The sequence below is a fragment of the Streptomyces sp. NPDC003023 genome (assembly GCF_042888225.1).
Classification (GTDB): Bacteria; Actinomycetota; Actinomycetes; order Streptomycetales; family Streptomycetaceae; genus Streptomyces.
The window spans coordinates 168,114-186,744 of sequence record NZ_JBIAPL010000002.1; the positions used below are offsets into that span (position 1 = coordinate 168,114).

At 73.1% G+C, this 18,631-nt stretch carries 19 protein-coding genes; 7 read left to right on the forward strand and 12 right to left on the reverse strand.

The features are described from left to right. Nucleotides 1–4 precede the first annotated feature (4 nt). Nucleotides 5–1,129, forward strand: coding sequence for a cobalt-precorrin-5B (C(1))-methyltransferase (locus ACFYV1_RS08965; RefSeq protein WP_389394758.1), 1,125 nt, complete (start codon nt 5–7; stop codon nt 1,127–1,129). A gap of 60 nt (nt 1,130–1,189) precedes the next feature. On the opposite strand, the gene ACFYV1_RS08970 is transcribed toward ACFYV1_RS08965, so the two are convergent. The 4 genes from ACFYV1_RS08970 to cbiE form a co-directional block, all read right to left on the reverse strand. Next, nucleotides 1,190–2,458, reverse strand: coding sequence for an SGNH/GDSL hydrolase family protein (locus tag ACFYV1_RS08970; protein ID WP_389394759.1), 1,269 nt, complete (start codon nt 2,456–2,458; stop codon nt 1,190–1,192). A gap of 4 nt (nt 2,459–2,462) precedes the next feature. Further along, nucleotides 2,463–3,068: a TetR/AcrR family transcriptional regulator gene (locus tag ACFYV1_RS08975; RefSeq protein ID WP_389394760.1), complete on the reverse strand. Its 606-nt coding sequence runs from the start codon at nt 3,066–3,068 to the stop codon at nt 2,463–2,465. A gap of 205 nt (nt 3,069–3,273) precedes the next feature. Beyond that, complete coding sequence (cobM, locus tag ACFYV1_RS08980; RefSeq protein WP_389394761.1) at nt 3,274–4,023, reverse strand: precorrin-4 C(11)-methyltransferase; 750 nt, start codon at nt 4,021–4,023, stop codon at nt 3,274–3,276. Then, a complete protein-coding gene (gene cbiE / locus ACFYV1_RS08985) occupies nt 4,020–5,258 on the reverse strand; it encodes a precorrin-6y C5,15-methyltransferase (decarboxylating) subunit CbiE (protein WP_389394762.1) in 1,239 nt (412 codons plus the stop codon). Before cbiE ends, cobM begins: the two co-directional genes overlap by 4 nt. Before the next feature lie 165 nt (nt 5,259–5,423). On the opposite strand from cbiE, the gene ACFYV1_RS08990 reads away from it, so the two are divergent. Then, a complete protein-coding gene (locus ACFYV1_RS08990) occupies nt 5,424–5,693 on the forward strand; it encodes a DUF2277 domain-containing protein (RefSeq protein WP_389394763.1) in 270 nt (89 codons plus the stop codon). Here ACFYV1_RS08990 and ACFYV1_RS08995 read toward each other — a convergent pair. The 4 genes from ACFYV1_RS08995 to ACFYV1_RS09010 form a co-directional block, all read right to left on the reverse strand. Continuing rightward, a complete protein-coding gene (locus tag ACFYV1_RS08995) occupies nt 5,647–6,306 on the reverse strand; it encodes a DedA family protein (protein ID WP_389394764.1) in 660 nt (219 codons plus the stop codon). The two genes, ACFYV1_RS08990 and ACFYV1_RS08995, sit on opposite strands and share 47 nt — an antisense overlap. A 290-nt stretch (nt 6,307–6,596) precedes the next feature. Next, nucleotides 6,597–7,061 carry a DoxX family protein gene (locus tag ACFYV1_RS09000; RefSeq protein WP_389394765.1) on the reverse strand — a complete coding sequence of 155 codons (465 nt, stop codon included), beginning with the start codon at nt 7,059–7,061 and terminating at the stop codon, nt 6,597–6,599. A gap of 364 nt (nt 7,062–7,425) precedes the next feature. Continuing rightward, entirely contained in the window at nt 7,426–9,159 is a 1,734-nt protein-coding gene (locus tag ACFYV1_RS09005) for an alkaline phosphatase D family protein (protein WP_389394766.1), read from the reverse strand. Between the two features lie 192 nt (nt 9,160–9,351). Next, a complete protein-coding gene (locus tag ACFYV1_RS09010; RefSeq protein ID WP_389394767.1) occupies nt 9,352–10,032 on the reverse strand; it encodes an HNH endonuclease family protein in 681 nt (226 codons plus the stop codon). A gap of 166 nt (nt 10,033–10,198) precedes the next feature. On the opposite strand from ACFYV1_RS09010, the gene ACFYV1_RS09015 reads away from it, so the two are divergent. Beyond that, nucleotides 10,199–10,951, forward strand: a complete 753-nt coding sequence (locus tag ACFYV1_RS09015; protein ID WP_389394768.1) for an ABC transporter permease — start codon at nt 10,199–10,201, stop codon at nt 10,949–10,951. Nucleotides 10,952–11,198: 247 nt separating this feature from the next. Continuing rightward, nucleotides 11,199–11,783, forward strand: coding sequence for a TMEM165/GDT1 family protein (locus tag ACFYV1_RS09020; protein WP_389394769.1), 585 nt, complete (start codon nt 11,199–11,201; stop codon nt 11,781–11,783). A gap of 29 nt (nt 11,784–11,812) precedes the next feature. Here the strand turns inward: ACFYV1_RS09020 and ACFYV1_RS09025 are convergent, their stop codons facing one another. Continuing rightward, nucleotides 11,813–12,478, reverse strand: a complete 666-nt coding sequence (locus tag ACFYV1_RS09025; RefSeq protein ID WP_389394770.1) for an HAD-IA family hydrolase — start codon at nt 12,476–12,478, stop codon at nt 11,813–11,815. A gap of 121 nt (nt 12,479–12,599) precedes the next feature. Then, nucleotides 12,600–13,385, reverse strand: coding sequence for a peptidoglycan-binding protein (locus ACFYV1_RS09030; protein WP_389394771.1), 786 nt, complete (start codon nt 13,383–13,385; stop codon nt 12,600–12,602). Between the two features lie 945 nt (nt 13,386–14,330). On the opposite strand from ACFYV1_RS09030, the gene ACFYV1_RS09035 reads away from it, so the two are divergent. After that, nucleotides 14,331–16,403, forward strand: a complete 2,073-nt coding sequence (locus ACFYV1_RS09035; protein WP_389394772.1) for a DHA2 family efflux MFS transporter permease subunit — start codon at nt 14,331–14,333, stop codon at nt 16,401–16,403. Nucleotides 16,404–16,422: 19 nt separating this feature from the next. On the opposite strand, the gene ACFYV1_RS09040 is transcribed toward ACFYV1_RS09035, so the two are convergent. Beyond that, on the reverse strand, nt 16,423–16,902 hold the full coding sequence (locus ACFYV1_RS09040; RefSeq protein WP_389394773.1) for a GNAT family N-acetyltransferase: 480 nt from the start codon (nt 16,900–16,902) through the stop codon (nt 16,423–16,425). 116 nt (nt 16,903–17,018) lie between these two features. Between ACFYV1_RS09040 and ACFYV1_RS09045 the strand changes: the two genes are divergently transcribed. Both ACFYV1_RS09045 and ACFYV1_RS09050 read left to right on the forward strand, forming a co-directional pair. After that, entirely contained in the window at nt 17,019–17,648 is a 630-nt protein-coding gene (locus ACFYV1_RS09045) for a hypothetical protein (protein WP_389394774.1), read from the forward strand. After that, nucleotides 17,645–18,127 carry a hypothetical protein gene (locus tag ACFYV1_RS09050; RefSeq protein WP_389394775.1) on the forward strand — a complete coding sequence of 161 codons (483 nt, stop codon included), beginning with the start codon at nt 17,645–17,647 and terminating at the stop codon, nt 18,125–18,127. Before ACFYV1_RS09045 ends, ACFYV1_RS09050 begins: the two co-directional genes overlap by 4 nt. Nucleotides 18,128–18,266: 139 nt before the next feature. Here ACFYV1_RS09050 and ACFYV1_RS09055 read toward each other — a convergent pair whose 3' ends face one another. Then, nucleotides 18,267–18,596, reverse strand: coding sequence for an antibiotic biosynthesis monooxygenase family protein (locus ACFYV1_RS09055; protein ID WP_389394776.1), 330 nt, complete (start codon nt 18,594–18,596; stop codon nt 18,267–18,269). Nucleotides 18,597–18,631 lie beyond the last annotated feature (35 nt).

The following is an 18,631-nucleotide window of genomic DNA, read 5'->3' on the forward strand; positions in this document are numbered from 1 at the left end:
GTCCATGAGCTCGGGAACAGGTGGCGGGCGTGAGGCCCAACTCAAGCACACCGGTCTGCGGCCCGGCTGGACGACCGGTGCCTGCGCGACGGCGGCGACGACCGCCGCGTACACGGCACTGCTGACCGGGGAGTTCCCCGACCCGGTGACGATCACCCTGCCCAAGGGACAGACGCCGTCCTTCGCGCTGGCCGCGGAGGAGCTCTCCGGCGACCGGGTCATGGCCGGCGTCGTCAAGGACGCCGGCGACGACCCGGACGTCACGCACGGCGCACTGGTCCGCGCGACGGTACGCCTGCTGCCCGCCGGGTCCGGTGTCGCCTTCCGGGCGGGCCCCGGGGTCGGAACGGTCACCCGTCCCGGACTGCCGCTCGACGTCGGCGAACCCGCGATCAACCCCGTGCCGCGGCAGATGATGCGCGACCACGTGGCCCGGGTCGCCGAGCGGCACGGCGGCAGCGGCGACGTCGAGATCACCGTCTCCGTCGACCACGGCGAGGAGATCGCCCGCTCCACCTGGAACCCCCGGCTCGGGATCCTGGGCGGACTGTCCGTCCTCGGTACGACGGGGATCGTCGTGCCCTACTCGTGCTCCGCCTGGATCGACTCGATCCGGCGCGGCGTGGACGTGGCGCGGGCGGCGGGCCGTACACACGTCGCCGGCTGCACCGGCTCCACGTCGGAGAAGACCGTCGTCTCGCTGTACGGGCTGCCGGAGGACGCGCTGCTCGACATGGGCGACTTCGCGGGCGCGGTGCTGAAGTACGTACGTCGCCACCCTGTCGAACGCCTCACCATCTGCGGGGGTTTCGCCAAGCTCTCCAAGCTGGCCGCCGGTCATCTGGACCTGCACTCCGGCCGCTCGCAGGTCGACAAGTCGTTCCTGGCGGACCTGGCGAGACGGGGCGGCGCGGACGAGGCGCTCGCGTCCGAGATCGCGGCCGCCAACACGGGCCTCGCCGCGCTCCAGATGTGCCGCGCGGCCGGTGTCCCCCTCGGCGACCTGGTGGCGGCGGCCGCGCGCGACCAGGCACGCGCCGTCCTGCGGGGCGCGCCGGTTTCGGTGGACGTCGTGTGCATCGACCGGGCCGGAGCGGTCGTCGGCCGAGCGGCCCCCGAGGGCGCCTGAGGCGCCCGACGCCGGGGCGCGCGCCCCCGGCGGACCGGCGGATCGGTGCGGCCGGGTGGGTCAGACGCCGCCGTCCTTGAAGACGCTGCCGTCCTTGAAGACGCTGCCGTCCCTGAAGACGCCGCCGTCCGTGAAAGCGCCGCCCCCGGCGAAGGCCAGCGCGGCGAAGCGTTCGCCGATGCGCCGGTGGGTGGCGGCGTCCGGGTGGAGCTCGTCGGGGAGCGGCAGCTCCGCGTGGTCCGCCTCGCCGTACAGGTCGCGCCCGTCGAGGTGGTGCAGGTTCGGGTCCTCGGCCGACCGCTGCGCCACGATCCCGGCCAGCTCGTCACGGACGACGCCCAGGGTCAGCTTCCCGCTCGCCCGTTCCGCCGGATCCCCCATGGCCCGGAAGCGCAGCTGCCCGCTGCCGATCGAGGCGGGATCCACGGCGCTCGGACCGGGCGTGTCCTCATGGATGGGGCACAGGACGGGTGAGACGACGAGCAGCGGTGTGGTGGGGTGGCCCTCGCGGATCGTGTCGAGGAAGCCGTGGACGGCGGGCGTGAAGGCCCGCAGGCGCATCAGGTCGGTGTTGACCAGATTGATGCCGATCTTGACGCTGATCAGGTCGGCCGGGGTGTCCCGCATGACACGGGCGACGAACGGGTCGAGCAGCGCGCCGCCGCCCAGGCCCAGATTGATCAGTTCCACGCCCCCGAGGGACGCGGCGAGCGCCGGCCAGGTCGTGGTCGGGCCCGCGGCGTCGGAGCCGTGGCTGACCGAGCTGCCGTGGTGCAGCCACACCCGGCGCCCCCGGTCCGGCGCGGGCTCCACGGGCGCGTCGGTGCGCAGTGCGACGAGCTCGGTGGTCTCGTTGTACGGCAGCCAGATCTCGATGTCCTTGGGACGGTCCGGCAGGCCGGTGAAGCTCAGGGTGCCCACCGGCCCGGACCGGTGCTCGACGGACCAGTCGCGCATGTCGACGGTCAGGGTGTTGCCGCCGCTGACGGTGGCCTGTCCGGCCGGGCGGCCGTCGACGAGCAGTTCGTACAGACCGTCCGGGCGGGGCGGGGCGCCCACGTAGACCCGCTTGGTGGGCAGCGTGTCCAGTTCCACGGTGGTGGCCCGGGTACGGAAGGCGAGCCGTACGCCGGAGGGCTGGGCCTCGGCCATCGCCAGCTGCCCGTCGGCGCACTGGGCGCGCGCCCAGGCGGGCAGTCGGTGCGGCAGCACGCCGTGCTCGGTGCGCTCCACCTCTGTCGCGCCGCGCAGAAGGTCCGCGGTGACGGGCGTGGTGATCCGGTCGTCCGCGGTGACGGGCGTGGTGATCCGGTTGTCCTCGGTGTGCATTGCCTCAACCTGTCGATCGATTGTCCGGTACGGGCTCCGGTCGGTCCTCCGGCCAGTTCCGCAGCAGGGCGTCGAGGGCGTCGAGGACGCGTGACCAGGTCTCCTGGGAGTCGGGTGCGCTGTGGCTGAACCCGCCGGCGAGCTCCAAGGTCACGTAACCGTGGAAGACGCTGCCGAGCAGCCGGACCGCGTGTGTCTGGTCCGGCTCCGTCAGGTCGTAGCCGCGCAGGATCGCCCGCGTCATCTGTGCGTGCCTGACGCCCGCGCTCGCGGCCGCCGTTTCCGGTGCGAGCCGCAGCTGCGCCGCGGCGTAGCGGCCGGGGTGCTCGCGGGCGTAGTCGCGGTAGACGTTCGCCAGGGCGGTCAGGGCGTCCTTGCCCGCCCGTCCGGCAAGCGCGGCGGCGCCGCGGTCGGCCAGCTCCTCCAGGGCGAGCAGGGCGATCCGCGTCCTCAGGTCCTGAGAACTCTTCACATGCGAGTAGAGACTGGCGACCTTGACGTCGAACCGCCTGGCGAGCGCCGAGACGGTCACCTGGTCGAAGCCGACCTCGTCCGCCATCTCCGCACCCGCGCGGGCCAGACGTTCCGTGGTGAGGCCTACGCGTGCCATGACCTTCCTCCCGTTCAACTGATTCGATTATGCATTTACCTAAAGGTATTAGGCAAGTGGCGATAGTGGTTCGGTACGCAGGGTGGCGACGCGCCGCCTTGCCGTGCGGGATCGCTGTGAGGGGCGCCAAGCGGCCCCAGAAACGGCTACGGGGCAGGCCACGGGGCGCGAGTCCCCGTGACATGCCCCGTTTGCCGGGCCCGGCTCAGCAGGCGTGGCGGTCGCGCTCCGGCGAGTACAGATGGCTGTCGCGGAAGCCGGTCGCGGCCAGTACCCGGCCGACCATGATCACCGCCGTGCGCGTCACGCCCGCGGCCTTCACCTGCGACGCGATGTCCTCCAGCGTCCCCCGCAGGACGAGCTCGTCCGGACGGCTGGCCATCGCCACCACCGCTGCCGGGCAGTCCGCGCCGTAGTGAGGGACGAGCTCGGAGACGATCCGGTCGACGTAGCGCGCGCCGAGGTGGAGGACGAGGAGCGCGCCGCTGCGGCCGAGGGTGGCCAGGTCCTCGCCGTCCGGCATGGGCGTCGCCTGCTGGGAGACGCGGGTGAGGATCACGGTCTGGCCGACGGTCGGGACCGTGAGCTCCCGCTTCAGCGCCGCGGCCGCCGCCGCGAACGCCGGGACGCCCGGCACGATCTCGTACGGCACGCCCGCCGCGTCCAGGCGGCGCATCTGCTCGGCTACGGCGCTGAAGACCGACGGGTCGCCGGAGTGCAGCCGGGCCACGTCGTGGCCCTCCTCGTGGGCGCGGACGACCTCCGCGGTGATGGCGTCCAGGTCGAGCCGCGCGGTGTCGACCAGCCGGGCGTCCGGCGGGCATTCGGCGAGGAGTTCACGGGGTACGAGGGAGCCGGCGTAGAGGCAGACCCCGCACGACGCGAGCGTACGCGCGCCGCGCACGGTGATCAGGTCGGCGGCGCCGGGGCCCGCACCGATGAAGTACACGGTCATGACGGATCTCCTGCTTTGGTGACGGACCATTGGGTGACGGGCATGGCCTGACGCCAGCCGGTGAAGCCGCCTACGGGCACGGCGTGGGAGACGGCCAGACGCACGAGTTCACCGCCGTGGCGGGCGTGACGCCCGGCCAGCAGCGCCTCCGACTCGAGGGTGACCGTGTTGGCGACGAGGCGGCCGCCGGCCGGCAGCGCGGCCCAGCAGGCGTCGAGGAGCCCCGGCGCGGTCAGGCCGCCGCCGATGAACACCGCGTCGGGTACGGGGAGTCCGGCCAGCGCTTCCGGCGCCGCCCCGGTGACGACACGCAGTCCGGGCACACCGAGGACATCGGCGTTGCGGGCGATGCGCTCCGCACGTACCGGGGTGCGTTCCACGGTGACGGCGCGGCAGGAGGGGTGCGTCCGCATCCACTCGATCGCGATGGAGCCGGAGCCGCCGCCGATGTCCCACAGCAGCTCGCCGGGCGCGGGCGCGAGAGCGGCGAGGGTCGCCGCGCGGACGTGCCGCTTGGTGAGCTGACCGTCGTGCTCGTACGCCTCGTCGGGCAGACCCGGGACGGCGGACAGCCGCAATGCGCCCGGTTCCCGCCGGCATTCGAGGGCGACGACGTTCAGCGCATCACCGGGCGGCGCGGTCCACGTCGCCGCTTCGCCGTCCACGACACGCTCCGACCCCGCGCCGAGCTGTTCGAGGACCCGCATCCGGGTCGGCCCGAAGCCGCGGTCCCGCAGCAAGGCCGCCACCTCCGCGGGCGTGTCCGCGCCGGCACTGAGCACCAGCAGCCGGCGGCCGTCGTGCAGCGCGGCGGCCAACTGCCCGGCGGGGCGGCCGACGAGGGTGACGGTCGAGGTGTCCTCGACGGGCCAGCCGAGCCGGGCACAGGCGTACGAGACGGAGGAGGGATGCGGGACGACGTGGAGTGCGTCGGGGCCCAGCTCCTCGGCCAGCGCACGCCCGATGCCGTAGAACATCGGGTCGCCGCTGGCCAGTACGGCGAGCCTGCGGCCCTCGTACGCGGTGAGCAGCCCGGCGACGGCGGGCCGCAGCGGGCTCGGCCAGGCCACGCGCTCGGCGGCGCAGCCGTCGGGCAGCAGCGCCAGCTGACGTGCCGCGCCGATGACGACCTCCGCGCCCCGCAGGGCCCGCTGGGCGGCCTCCGGCAGTCCGGGCCAGCCGTCGGCACCGATCCCGACGACGGTTACTGCTGGTGAACGTGGTGCGGGGGTCACTGAGCGGTACCTCGTCGGTGGAACGGCAGGGGGACGCTGCCGCACTCTACTGGCCGCCCCAGCGGGCGTTCGCGGGCCCCTGGGGTTACCGCGGTGCGCGGCGCCGCCGAAGGCGGTGCGGGCAGCGCCCTCCGTGTGTCAGTGGTGCTGCGGCACACTGGAGTCATGTGCCGCAGCATCAAGACCCTCCGCCCGCCCGTCCTCCCCGAAGAGGCCACAGAGGACGACATCCGCGCCGCAGCCCTGCAGTACGTGCGCAAGGTCTCGGGCTTCCGCGCCCCGGCCGCGCACAACCGCGAGGTCTTCGAGCAGGCCGTCGAGGAGATCGCGGACGCGACCCGCAGACTCCTCGAAGGGCTCGAGGTCCGCGGCTCCGGCGGACATGCCGCTAAGCGGCAGGATCAGGAGCCGGCGCCGCAGCCGGACGCCGCATGACATAGGCGGCGAGCGAACCCGCGCCGAACAGCGCCAGTACGGACACGGCGGCGCCGATCCAGCTCGCGCCGAGCCACTGCCCGCCGAAGTAGCCAAGTCCTACGGCGTATCCGGCCCAGGCGACACCGGCCAGGGCCGACCACGGCAGGAAGTCGCGCACCTTGCGGTGCGCCGCGCCCGCGCCCAGCGAGACGACGGAGCGGCCGGCCGGTGCGAAGCGCGCGATGACGACGAGCGCACCACCGCCGCGGCTGAGGGCGGCGCCGAGACGTTCCTGCGCTCGCGTCAGCCGACGCGACCGGGCGATGGCCCGGTCCAGACGGTCTCCGCCGCGCCAGGCGAGACGGTAGGCGACGAGGTCGCCGAGCACGGAGGCGGTCGCCGCGCACAGCACCAGCACCAGCAGTGACGGGACCTCGCGCGGTACCTGACCTGCCGCGACCGCGGCGGTGCCGACCGTGCCGGCGGTGGACCCCGCCGCGGCCGCGGTGGCGGCCGTGATCACCAGCACACCGCTGGGCAGCACGGGCAGGAACACGTCGAGGAGTACCGACAACGCCACCACGGCGTAGATCCATGGGCTGCCGGTCAGCGACCCAAGACTCTCGAGCACCTTGACTCTCCCCGTCAATCACGAGGCCACGGTGTCGCGGGGGAGCGGCAGGGCGGCCAGAGCGCTGTACAGCGTACGCCCGACGCGCGCCGGAGATCGACAGGGGTCGTTCGCCGGGCGGTCATTGAAGCGAAACCGGCCGTACGGAAGGAGCGCCCGGCACTCGTCGACGAGTGCCGGGCGCTCCTGCGCGCCGTTGTGCGCGCCGTTGTTGTGCTGCGCGCCCGCTGTCGTGCCGCGCCCGCTGTCGTGCGCGCCGCTGTCGTGCGTGCCGCCGGGTCGGTGGCGGGTCAGGCGGCGGCGGGGGTCCGCTCCTCGTGCTGTTCGGCCGCGCGCTCACCGCCGCGCGGGGTGAACAGCCGGTCCAGCGCCGCGGCGCCGGGCCCGGTGAAGACCAGCAGCAGGAACGCCCAGCAGAACATCGCGGACGCCTCGCCGCCGTTCTGGAGCGGGAACAGCGACTCGGGCTGGTGCACCTTGAAGTACGCGTACGCCATCGAACCGGAGGCGACGAACGCCGCGGTTCGGGTGCCGAGGCCGAGCAGCACCAGGGAGCCGGCGACCAGTTGGATCACCGCGGCGTACCACCCGGGCCAGGTGCCTGCCGGGATGGTCGCGCCGTTGACGCCGCCGAGGACGCCGAACAGCGCGGCGGCTCCGTGGCAGAGGAACAGCAGGCCCACGACGACGCGGAACAGGCCGAGCGCGTATGGCTGGGCCTGGTTCAGGCGTGCGGCGAGAGTGGGGGTGGCCATTGTGGGGGCTCCTTCGGTTTCGGGGACAGAACCGATGAGGGGGGCCACACGTTAGGTCGGCCTAATCATTGCTTGCAAGTTCAACATTTGGTCGCGAGTCGAATTCGGCCGAGGGCCCGCTTTCCGGCACCCCGTGAGCAGACCGTCGACAGTCCGTCAACAGGCCGTCAACAGGCCGTCAACAGCCCGTACGGGCCCGCCCCGCACCCCGCGAAACGGACGTCGGGGGAGATGACGGTCGGTCCCCTCCGGTTATGTGACGCGCGCGACGGAATAGCGGGCGCTCGACGAAGAGGCCGACCTCGGCCGGGTGTTCGATGTTTGGCGGAAAATCGTGCTCGCGGATCGCGCGTCGCGGAACGGCTCAGGACCCTGAGGTCAGCCGGCGCTCGAACCGCTTTGTCAGCCGCCCTCGTTCGCCCGGACCGTCGGCGCGTGCCTGGTCCAGCCGGAGCGAGGCCGCACGACCCCGCAGGCTCAGGGTCATCAACTGGTTGCCGAACCACGGCCCGCCGGTACGCCCCCAGCGGACGAGGGGCCTTCCGGTGCGGCCGTGCCAGGCGAAGAGGCGGCCGAGGCGCCGTCCCGCCCTGCTCCAGCCGAAGCGGAAGCCGATCCTTATCGGGCGGGGAATGGAGTTGTGCACGGGCGAACAGGTCAGCTGCAGCACCCGGGCGTCCGGCCGTTCGATCAACTCGCCGGCCTCCGTGCGCCGGGCGCGCCGGGAGCCCGGCCCGCGCCGTCCGTCCGGCCCCCGCTGGGGACCGTCCGGCCACTGGGGCTCGGCCACGTACGCGTGATGGACGTCCCCGGACAGCACGCACACCGTCGCCGGAGCGTCCGGGCCGCTGCCCACCTCCGTGAGCAGCCGTGTCAGTTTCTCGAACGACGACGGGAACGCCGACCAGTGCTCCAGATCCGCGTGACGGCGCACCTTCTCCCCGAAGCGCGACCACCACGCTCCCCGCTCCCCGCGGCACAGTGCCGCGTTCCAGCTCTCCGCGTGATGGATCAGGGGCGGCAGCAGCCAGGGCAACGAGGTGCCGACGAGCAGATGGTCCAGCGAGCCCGGATCGTCCGTCGCCTGCTCGCGCAGCCAGCGGGCCTCGCCCTCGTCGAGCATCGACCGCTTCTGCTCGTCCAGGACGCGGGCGGCACGCGTGTCGACCATCAACAGCCGGGTCCGTCCGAAATCGCGGCGGTAGCTCCAGCGCACCGCCGTCGCGTCACGGTCCGCCGCCTCCGCGAACCGCCGCAGCGTGTCCGTGCCGTCGGGCGCGGACCGCACCGCCTCGTAGACCGGGTCCGCGGCGAGCTCGGCGGGGGAGAGGTTGCCCAGGTGCTGGTACACCCAGTACGACATCAGCGCGCTGAGGATCCGCTCCCGCCACCACGGCGTCGCCCGCATGTCGGCCAGCCAGGAAGTGCTGGTGTTCCAGTCGTCGATGACGTCGTGGTCGTCGAAGATCATGCAGCTGGGCACGGTGGAGAGCAGCCAGCGGACGTCCGGGTCGCCCCAGGACTCGTCGTACAGCCAGGTGTACTCCTCGTAGTCCGCCACACCGGAGCCCGGCGGTACGTCGGGGTCCCGCTTGGCCGCCAGCCGTGCGGCGGTCGCGTCGGAGGTCTCGTCCGCGTACACCTGGTCGCCGAGGAGGAGCAGCACGTCGGGGCGCTCCTCGTCCGGGGCGGAGGCGAGGCGCACGGCGAGTGTGTCGAGGGCGTCCGGACCCACCGGGTCGTGGCCCCGCGCGGGACGCGCCGCCCAGCGGCAGGAACCGAACGTGACCCGCACGGAGTCGGAACCCGCGGCGGGGGTGCGGATGGTGCTGGGCGGAAGGTTCGAGCCCTCGAGAGGCCAGACCCGCTCGCCGTCCAGCAGTACCTCGTACTCGGTGGAGGAGTCAGGTGTCAGGCCCGTCACCGGGATCAGGGCGTAGTGGTGTCCGGCGACGAGGAACGTACGGGCGGAGCCGCCGCCCCGGCCGCAGCGGACCTCGGCCGTGCACGGACGCTCGGTCTCCACCCAGACGGTCGCACTCGTGCCCGTCTCCCAGTCCACGTGCCGCAGCAGTGGTCCCAAGCGCAGCCCGGTCATGTGTGCCACCTTCCTTCGACCCGTACGGTACGGAACGTCCGAGGTGGGCGGAGGGGTTCCGCCAGGAGCGGTCCCGGCGTGTCGGGTCCTCGGGCCTGCCCCTCACGGCCGGTGGCCGCCCGGCTCATGCGGCGGGCCGGAACGCCGCTGTGCGCGGCGGACCGGCCCGCGACGGGGACCGGGCGGCCGGGATCAGCAGCCGTTCAGGACCGACTGCAGCGCGCTCTTCTCAGCGGAGTCGACCTTCAGGTTCCAGTAGTACTTCGTGTGGACCCACATCCGCGCGTAGTAGCAGTGGTACGAGCTCCGCGGCGGCATCCACTCCGACGGGTCCTGGTCGCCCTTGGACTGGTTGACGTTGTCCGTGACGGCGATCAACTGCGGCCGGGTGAGGTCGTTGGCGAACTGCTGGCGCTTGGAGGTGGTCCAGCTGCTCGCGCCGGAGCGCCATGCCTCCGCCAGCGGGACGATGTGGTCGATGTCGACGTCGGAGGCCGCGTACCAGGTGGCGCCGTCGTAGGAGGAGTACCAACTTCCGCTGGTGGCCGCGCAGCTGGAGTCCTGCTGCACGTTCGAGCCGTCGCGCTTGAGGACGACCTCGCGGGTGTTGCAGTTGCCCGACTGGGTGATCCAGTGCGGGAACAGGTCGCGGCTGTAGCCGGAGGTGGAGCCCTCGGCGGCCACGGTCAGCTGGCTGAGGTAGCTGCGGGCGGTGGAGGCGGTGACGGGGGTGGGCGGCGCGGCCTGCGCGGCGGGGGCGGTGGCCAGCAGACCGGTCGTGGCGAGGGCCGAGGCGGCGGCGAGCACCGCTATTCGGCGGACGCCGCGGGCACCGGCGGCACCGCGGATTCGACGCGCGTAGACACCTGACATGTGAACTCCTCTGAGGTGGGGGGAGCTTGGCCTTCCTGGCATGGCCATGCTGGCGGCGCCGGATTGACTGGGGATGGGCGCCAGGTAACAGAGTGGCGACATGCGCACGTCACATCAAGAGTTCTGACGAACCGGCATGATCCCCTCGGCGTCGTAGGGTTGCCGCGTGCTGCTCCCGGTCAACCTCACCCTCGGGGCCGTGCTGGCCGTCCTGCTGGCCGTCGCGGCGACCGTCGCGGCCCTCGCCCACCTGGGCCGTTCGCGGGAGATCGCCGTCGCCGGCGTGCGCGCGGCCGTTCAGCTCGCCGCCGTCTCCGCGGTGATCGTGTGGGTGGTCCGCTCGGTCCCGCTGCTGCTTGCCTTCATCGCCCTCATGTACTCGGTCGCCGTCCGTACCGCGGGCCGGCGCATCACCGCCAACGGCACCTGGTGGTGGGCGGGCCTGCCGATCGCCGCGGGTGTGGTGCCCGTCGTCGCCGCGCTGATCCTGACCGGTCTGGTGCCGGTGAAGGGGATCACGCTCATCCCCGTGACCGGCATCCTCATCGGCGGGGCGCTGACCGCGACGGCGGTCGGCGGCCGGCGCGCGCTGGACGAGCTGGAGCAGCGCCGTGGAGAGGTGGAGGCGGGCCTCGCCCTGGGGCTCACCGAACGCGACGCCCGGATGGAGGTGGCCCGTACACCCGCCTCCGACGCCCTGCTCCCGGGCCTCGACCAGACCCGGACGGTGGGGCTGGTCACGCTGCCGGGGGCGTTCGTCGGCATGCTGCTGGGCGGCGCGTCGCCGGCGGAGGCGGGCGCGGTCCAGCTGTTCGTGCTGGTCGCGCTGATGGCGGTGCAGGCGGTGGGGGTGGCGCTGGTGCTCGAACTGGTGGCGCGCGGACGTCTGCACCGGGCGGGCCGGGACCTTGGTCCCTGACGGCCGTCCGGGTGCATGACGTAGGCTGTGCAGCGCAGAAGGGGAGTAGCTCTTCGCCGGACCGTCGACATACTGCTGGGCCTCGTGCCCGGCCGGCGCCCGGAGGCGGCCTCGTCACAGAGGTTCGCCAGCGAGACCTTCGGCCGCAGTGCCCATGTACGTATTCATGGCGCTGCCGTGCCGAAGCGACCCCTGGAACGCTCAGGACTCTCGGCAGGGCCGCGCCCGACCGATTGAGGTTTCACCCGTGATCAGCTTCACCGTCATGGCGATCACGTTCGGCGTGGTCTTCCTCGCCGAGCTGCCCGACAAGACCGCCCTCGCCGGTCTGATGCTGGGCACCCGCTACCGCGCCTCGTACGTCTTCGCCGGTGTCGCGGCCGCGTTCGCCGTGCACGTCGCGCTCGCCATCGCCGCGGGCAGCGTGCTGACGCTGCTGCCGCACCGCCTCGTGCAGGCCGTGGTGGGCCTGCTCTTCCTCGCGGGCGCGCTGATGCTGCTGCTGAAGAAGGACGACGACGACGAGGAGACCATCAAGGCCCCGGCCGACCAGTCCTTCTGGAAGGTCTCCGGGGCGGGCTTCATGCTCATCCTCGTCGCCGAGTTCGGCGACCTGACCCAGATCATGACCGCCAACCTGGCGGCCCGTTACGACAACCCCGTCTCGGTCGGCATCGGTGCGGTGCTGGCGCTCTGGGCGGTCGCGGGCATCGGGATCCTCGGCGGCCGGACGCTGATGAAGTACGTGCCGCTGAAGCTGATCACCAAGGTCGCGGCCTGCCTGATGCTGGCGCTCGCCGGGTTCAGCCTCTTCGAGGCGATCACCGGCTGAGCGCCGGAAGGCGTTCTCCGGGACAGCCCTCAGCGACCCGCGCCGACGGCACGCAGCTCGATCGTGCCGTCCGCGGCGGCGGTCACGGCGAGGTGGGTGAGGTCCGGTACGTGGAGGTCCGGCGCCATCGCCAGGGCGCGGGGCCCCACGCCCACCACGCGCATGCCGGCCGCCCGGGCCGCCGTGATGCCGGCCTCCGAGTCCTCGAACGCCACGCAGTCCTCGGGGGTGAAGCCCAGTTCGGCGGCGCCCTTGAGGAAGCCCTCGGGATCCGGCTTGCTCGCGCCGACGCTCTCGGCCGTCACCCGGACCCGCGGCATCGGCAGCCGGGCCGCGTCCATGCGGGCGGTGGCCAGGGCGAGGTCGGCCGATGTCACCAGGGCGTGCGGCAGGCCGGCGACGGCGGACATGAAGGCGGGGGCGCCGGCGACGGGGACCACGCCCGTGGTGTCGGCGGTCTCCTGCGCGAGCAGTACGCGGTTGTCGGCGTGGTTCTGCTCCATGGGGCGGTCCGGGAGCAGCGCCGCCATCGTGGCCCACCCCTGCCGGCCGTGGACGACCTTGAGCGCGTCGTCGGCGTCCAGCCCGTGCTCCACCGCCCAGGCCCGCCACACCCGCTCCACCACGGCGTCCGAGTTGACGATGGTGCCGTCCATGTCCAGCAGGAGGGCGCGAGCGGTCAGGGCGGTCGTCATGAGGACTCCGATGCTCTGGAAAGCAAGAAAACAAGCGGCTCCGCCCGCCGGTCAGGGAGTACGGGCGGAACCACTTTGTTCCTTCACGATACAAAAAGCTGGGGCCCGACGCCAACCCGTCTCACGGATCGCGCGTTTCCGCCTCCAGCGCACGGCGCGTGTGCGGCCCGTAGACGCCCAGCGGATCGCGCTCGATGCCGCGGTCCCACTGGTAGACCTTCACGGCCTGCTCGACGTCCTCGTCGAACCGCCCGTCCGCCTCGTCGTACGGGTACAGCCACAGCTGCCGCAGCCGCTGCTGGAGCTCGGTCACCGCGGGACCGCTGTCCCCGCGCCGCAGCGTGCCCCCGTTGTTCTGCGGCGGAGCCTCGGACACCGTGCCCGTGGCTCGCGCGGTGGAGGGCGGCGGGGCGGAAGGGGCGGCCGGCGCGTCGCCGGCGCTCGGGGACGTACGCGGCGCGGATCGCGACGGTGAGGGCGACGAGGACGGCGATGCCGACACGGACGCCGACGGTGAGGCGGACGCGGACGCCGAAACGCCGGTCGAGACGGATCCCGAGGGAGCGTCCGGCTCCACGCTGGCACTCGGGGCGCTGCTCCGGGTGTCCGGCGGCAGGGCGCGGTCCTGTGTGTCGTCGCCCGCGAACAGCCCGCCGGCCAGAGCGGCCGTCCCCGCCACGGCGACGGCCGCCGCGCCCACGACGATCCCGGCGAACGCCCGCCGCCGCCGGGCGCGGCGCTCCGCCTCGGCGTCGCCCGCTCCCGGACCGGCGACGTAGAACGCGGCCTCTTCCTCGTGGTGCATGGCCACGGCGTCCGGCAGCGGTCCCGGCCCGGCGGCGGGCGGATGCGTGCCGCTCCGGTGGTCCTGGACCGCCTCGTAAGGCCCCGGTCCGTGGGACCACACAGGGGTCCCGGCATCTGTGCCCGGCGTGGCCACGACCCGAGGGAGCGGCGCGGTGTCACCGCTGCCGGAACTGCCGGAGGCGGCCGGGCCCGGGCCGTCGTCTGCTCCACGGCCGCCGCCCCCCGCGGCGAACCCCTTCGCAGCGCCCAAGGCCGCGCCGCCCCCGGCCGCCGGCCCGGCTCCGTCCTCTGACCAGGCCGGGTCCTCCTGCCAGGCTCCGGACTCCGGCCCGGACCCGAACGGAGGTTCGGACGAGGACCCTGCCACGGACGCTGCCCCCGGCCCGCCCCCGTCCCCTGGCGTGAGCCCCGGTCCGCCCCCGTTCCCTGGCGTGAGCCCCGGTCCGGCCCCGGCCCAGGACTCCGCCCCGGACGCGAACCCCGCCCCGGGCGCGAACTCGGCCCCGGACGCGTTCCCCTGCCCGCCCACGACCGCCGGCCCGCCCCGGGGCTGCACGCCCGGCCCCGCCGCGGCAGCGCCCGGAGGCTCAGCCCGCCGACCCCGACCCGCGGGCTCGTCGGCCTCCATCGGCGGCAGCGGCAGCCGCGCCGGAGGCCCCGCGTGTTCGGCCGGACTCGGCACGCCGCCCGACGGCTCGTCCAGGCGCAGCCCTTCCAGCGTCACGTACGGTCTGATCCGCAGCGGATCGAAGTCCTCCGCCGCCGCGATGTCCGCCTGTCGTTCCGCCCGCAGCGCGGCCCCCGCGCGCTCGGCACAGTCGCAGCCGGTTCCGGCGCTGCCGTCCGGGTTCCGCGGTCTGTCGCACTCCGGACATCTGCTTCCGGTCATTGCCGGTACCCCTCCCCTTCGAATGCCGCCGATTATGCAGCCGCCCCATGCCGCACCCAACGCCCACCGGGTGCCACGCGCGTCTCGGCAGGCCATAACCGGACAGACCAACCACGATGGGAGGGGACAGTGCGTCACGGAACCGAGGAGACCGGCATGGCCCAGGAAGTGAGCACGGCGCGGACGGGGCCCGCCCCCGGCCAGGGGCAGGACCGGCGAGGGGTCCTCCTCGCCATCGGCGCGCTGCTGCTGGGCATGCTGCTCGCCGCCCTCGACCAGACCATCGTCGCCACGGCACTGCCGACCATCGTCAGTGAACTCGGCGGCATGGACCATCTGTCATGGGTGGTCACCGCCTACATGCTGGCCTCCACCGCCGCGACCCCGCTGTGGGGCAAACTCGGTGACCAGTACGGCCGCAAGAAGCTGTTCCAGACGGCCATCGTCATCTTCCTCATCGGCTCCGCCCTGTGCGGCATCGCGCAGAACATGCCCCAGCTCATCGCCTTCCGGGCGGTCCAGGGCCTCGGCGGCGGCGGGCTGATGGTGCTGTCGATGGCCATCGTCGGCGACCTCGTCCCCCCACGCGAGCGCGGCAAGTACCAGGGGCTGTTCGGCGCGGTCTTCGGCGCGACGAGCGTCCTCGGACCGCTGCTCGGCGGCTTCTTCACCGAACACCTCAGCTGGCGCTGGGTCTTCTACATCAACCTGCCCATCGGCGTCGTCGCGCTGCTCGTCATCGCCGCCGTACTGCACATCCCGGCACGCCCGACCCGGCACACCATCGACTACCTCGGCACCTTCCTCATCGCGTCCGTCGCCACCTGCCTGGTCCTCGTGGCGTCCCTCGGCGGGACGACCTGGGCGTGGGGCTCGGCGCAGATCGTCTCCCTCGCAGTCCTCGGGGCCGTACTGCTCGTCGCGTTCGTCGCCGTCGAACGCAGGGCCGCCGAACCGGTCCTGCCGCTGAAGCTGTTCCGGATCCGGACGTTCACACTCGTCGCGGTCATCAGCTTCGTGATCGGCTTCGCGATGTTCGGCGCGATGACGTATCTGCCGACGTTCCTCCAGGTCGTCCACGGCACCACACCGACCATGTCCGGTGTGCACATGCTGCCGATGGTGTTCGGCCTGCTGATCACCTCCACCCTGTCCGGGCAGATCGTCAGCCGCACCGGCCGCTGGAAGGTCTTCCCCGTCGTGGGCACCGCCGTCACGGCGATCGGCCTGCTGCTGCTGCACCAGCTCGAGGAGACCAGCTCCACCTGGCAGATGAGCCTGTTCTTCTTCGTCTTCGGCGCGGGACTCGGCCTCGTCATGCAGGTCCTCGTCCTCGTCGTGCAGAACTCGGTCGGCTACGAGGACCTGGGCGTCGCCACGTCGGGCGCGACGTTCTTCCGCTCCATCGGCGCCTCGTTCGGCGTGGCCGTCTTCGGCACGATCTTCACCAACCGCCTGGAGCACAAGCTCACCGACGCCCTCGCCGGACAGACCGTCCCGCCCGGCGCCGGGGCCGGCGAACTCGCCGCCGATCCGCGCGCCATCGCCGAACTGCCCGCCGACCTGCGCCCTTCCGTGCTCCACGCGTACTCGACCGCGATCACGGACGTCTTCCTCTACGCCGTGCCGATCGTCGCGCTCGCCTTCGTCATCTGCTGGTTCCTCAAGGAGGACAAGCTGCGTGCCTCGGTCACCGCGCCCGACCCCACGGAGACCCTGGCCTCCAACCCCGTCGAACGCTCCTCCCACGACGAGGTGGCACGGGCTTTGTCCGTGCTCGGCTCCCGCGAGGGCAGGCGGCACATCTACGAGAAGATCACCGAACGGGCCGGCTACGACCTGCTCCCCGCCTCCAGCTGGCTGCTGCTGCGCATGAAGCGGCACGGTGTCGTCGAACCCGCCCTGCTCGCCGACACCACACCCGTGCCGCTGCGGGCGATCACGGCGGCCTCCCGTGAGGTCGAGGGGCGCGGCTACGCCCGCCGCGAGGGCCTCGACCTGATGCTCACCGACAAGGGCGCGGAAGCGGCCGTACGGCTGGCAGACGCACGGGAGGAGTCACTGGCCGAACTGCTCGGCGACTGGTGGGGTCCCGAACGGCCGACGGACCTGGTGCAACTGGTGCACGAGCTGAACGAGGAACTGTGCGGCTCTGACGACGAGCGGCCGCACAGCCCGGAACCGCGCCGGGACCACGAGGCGCCCAGGGGTCACCACCGCGCACTCTGACCCTTCAAGGGCCCCCGGATCAGAGGTCCTTGCCGTACCAGACGTCCATGTACGGGCCGGTGCAGTACGCCGGTGTCTCGACGTAGCCGTGCCGCACGTACAGCGCGCGGGCCTCGACCAGGTCGAGACGGGTGTTGAGCACCATCCGCCGGGCGCCGAGCGCCCGCGCCTCGTGCTCCAGCGTCTCTATCAGCAGACCGGCGCCACCACGGCCGCGGAACTCGTGCCGCAGGAAGACACGCGTGAGTTCGGCGCGCTCCTGGTCCAGCATCAACACCCCGCCGCAGGCGGCCGCTTCCCCGCCGTGACGCCCGACGACGAACATGCCGGTCGGCGCCGTCAGCCGCTCGACCCCGTCGCCGGCGAGCCCCTCGTCGACCTCCGCGGTGGTCGCCGGCCGGCCCCAGTAGCGGCTCGCCACGTCGTGGTAGTACGCGCGCCGCAGCGCCGTGGCGTCGGGGGTGTCGAACGGTTCAGCGGTCAGGGTCCACTCGGTCATGAGGCCTCTGTATCCCGCGCGACCGTTGTTTGGCCAACCATTTCCCGGTTACTCGCGGCAAGGCACGCTCGCGAACAGCGAGCACCCGCCCACGGGTCGGACCCGGAAGGTGAGTCATGTCAACCCTGACCACAGTTCTGATCGTCGTCGCGGTGATCGTGGTCCTCCTGATCATCGCCGGCGCTCTCCTCGCACGTCGCCGCGGCGGACAAGGCGGCGGCCGGCGAGCACTGCGCCGGCGCTTCGGACCCGAGTACGACCGGGTCCTCGCCCGCCACGACGGCGACGCCAAGGCCACGGACCGCGAACTGCACGACCGCGTCCGGCGCCACGGAGACCTCAGGCCGCAGCCGCTCGCGCCCGGTGTGCGCGAGCAGTACGACGCCGAATGGGCAGCCGTACAGGAACGCTTCGTCGACTCCCCGCACAGGGCCGTCGCCGACGCGGACCAACTCCTCGGCCGCCTCGCGGGTGACCGCGGCTTCCCCGCCGCAGGGCGCTACGAGGAGCAGCTCGCCGCGCTGAGTGTCCACCACCCGCGCCACATCGAGGGATACCGCGAGGTGCACCGCGCCGCGCGCTCCGACTCCCGGGCGAGCACGGAGGGACTGCGCGAGGCGATGGTCGACGCCCGCGACCTCTTCGACGACCTGGTCGCCGACCGCGCCGCGGACCACGGCCGCCCCCGCCACGGCCAGGGGCACGGCCGCGGCCACACCCTGCGGCCGCGGGGAAGTGGCGCGTGACGAGGCACCGGAACCGCCATGAGCCGCCCACGACTGCCGTCCCGCCCGACGCCCTCGGCGCCGCGGGAGACAACCACGCCCCCGCCGCGCTGAGCGGGCGGGACGGCAAGCAGACCGAACGCGGCGCGTCCCACTCCGCACGGACCGGGCCGGTCGACGAGCCGCCGCGGCCGGTGCGCGAGGCGCCCGGCGTGGGCGACGAGGAACCCCGCCCCGCCGGCATCCTGCCCCGGCACGACCGCGATCAACTGGGGCAGCGACTGAGGCACGCCGTGGCCGACTTCGTCGACGACCCGCGCCGCGCCGTCAAGGAGGCGGCCGACGTGCTCGACGACACCGGCGACCGGCTCACCGCGTCCCTCGACGAGCACCGGCGCACGCTGCGCGCGTCCGCGGAGGCGGGCGCACAGGACACGGAGGAACTGCGGCTCGCCCTGCGGACGTACCGCGAGATGACGGAACAGCTCCCGCGGATCTAGTGCTGTGACCGGCGGGGCCGGCGGCCGTCGGGCCCTGGGAACGGCGGTCCGGCGGGGCCGGCGGCCGTCGGCCCCGGGAAGAGCGGCGCTCCGGCCGGGCCTGCGGCCGTCAGGCCTTGGGTACGGAGGCCCGCCGCCGTCAGGCCTTCGGAGCGGCCTGCTGCACGACCTCGAACGACCACACGGTGGACCCGGTGGCGGCGGGCCTGGGGCGCTCGCCGCCACCTTCCTGCGTGCCGCCCTGGTGGGCGGCCTTCATCGGCCCCTCCATCCACGCCTGGAACGAGGCCTCGTCACGCCACCGCGTGTAGACCAGGTACTGGTCGGTGCCCTCGACGGGCCGCAGCAGCTCGAACCACTCGAACCCGTCGGAGCCCTCGACGGCGCCGGCGCGGGAGGCGAAACGCTTCTCGAGGACCTCACGCTGCTCGGCCGGGACGGTGAGGACGTTGATCTTCACGATGCTCATGCGCCCATCCTGCCCCACGGCCTCGCCCCCCTCCC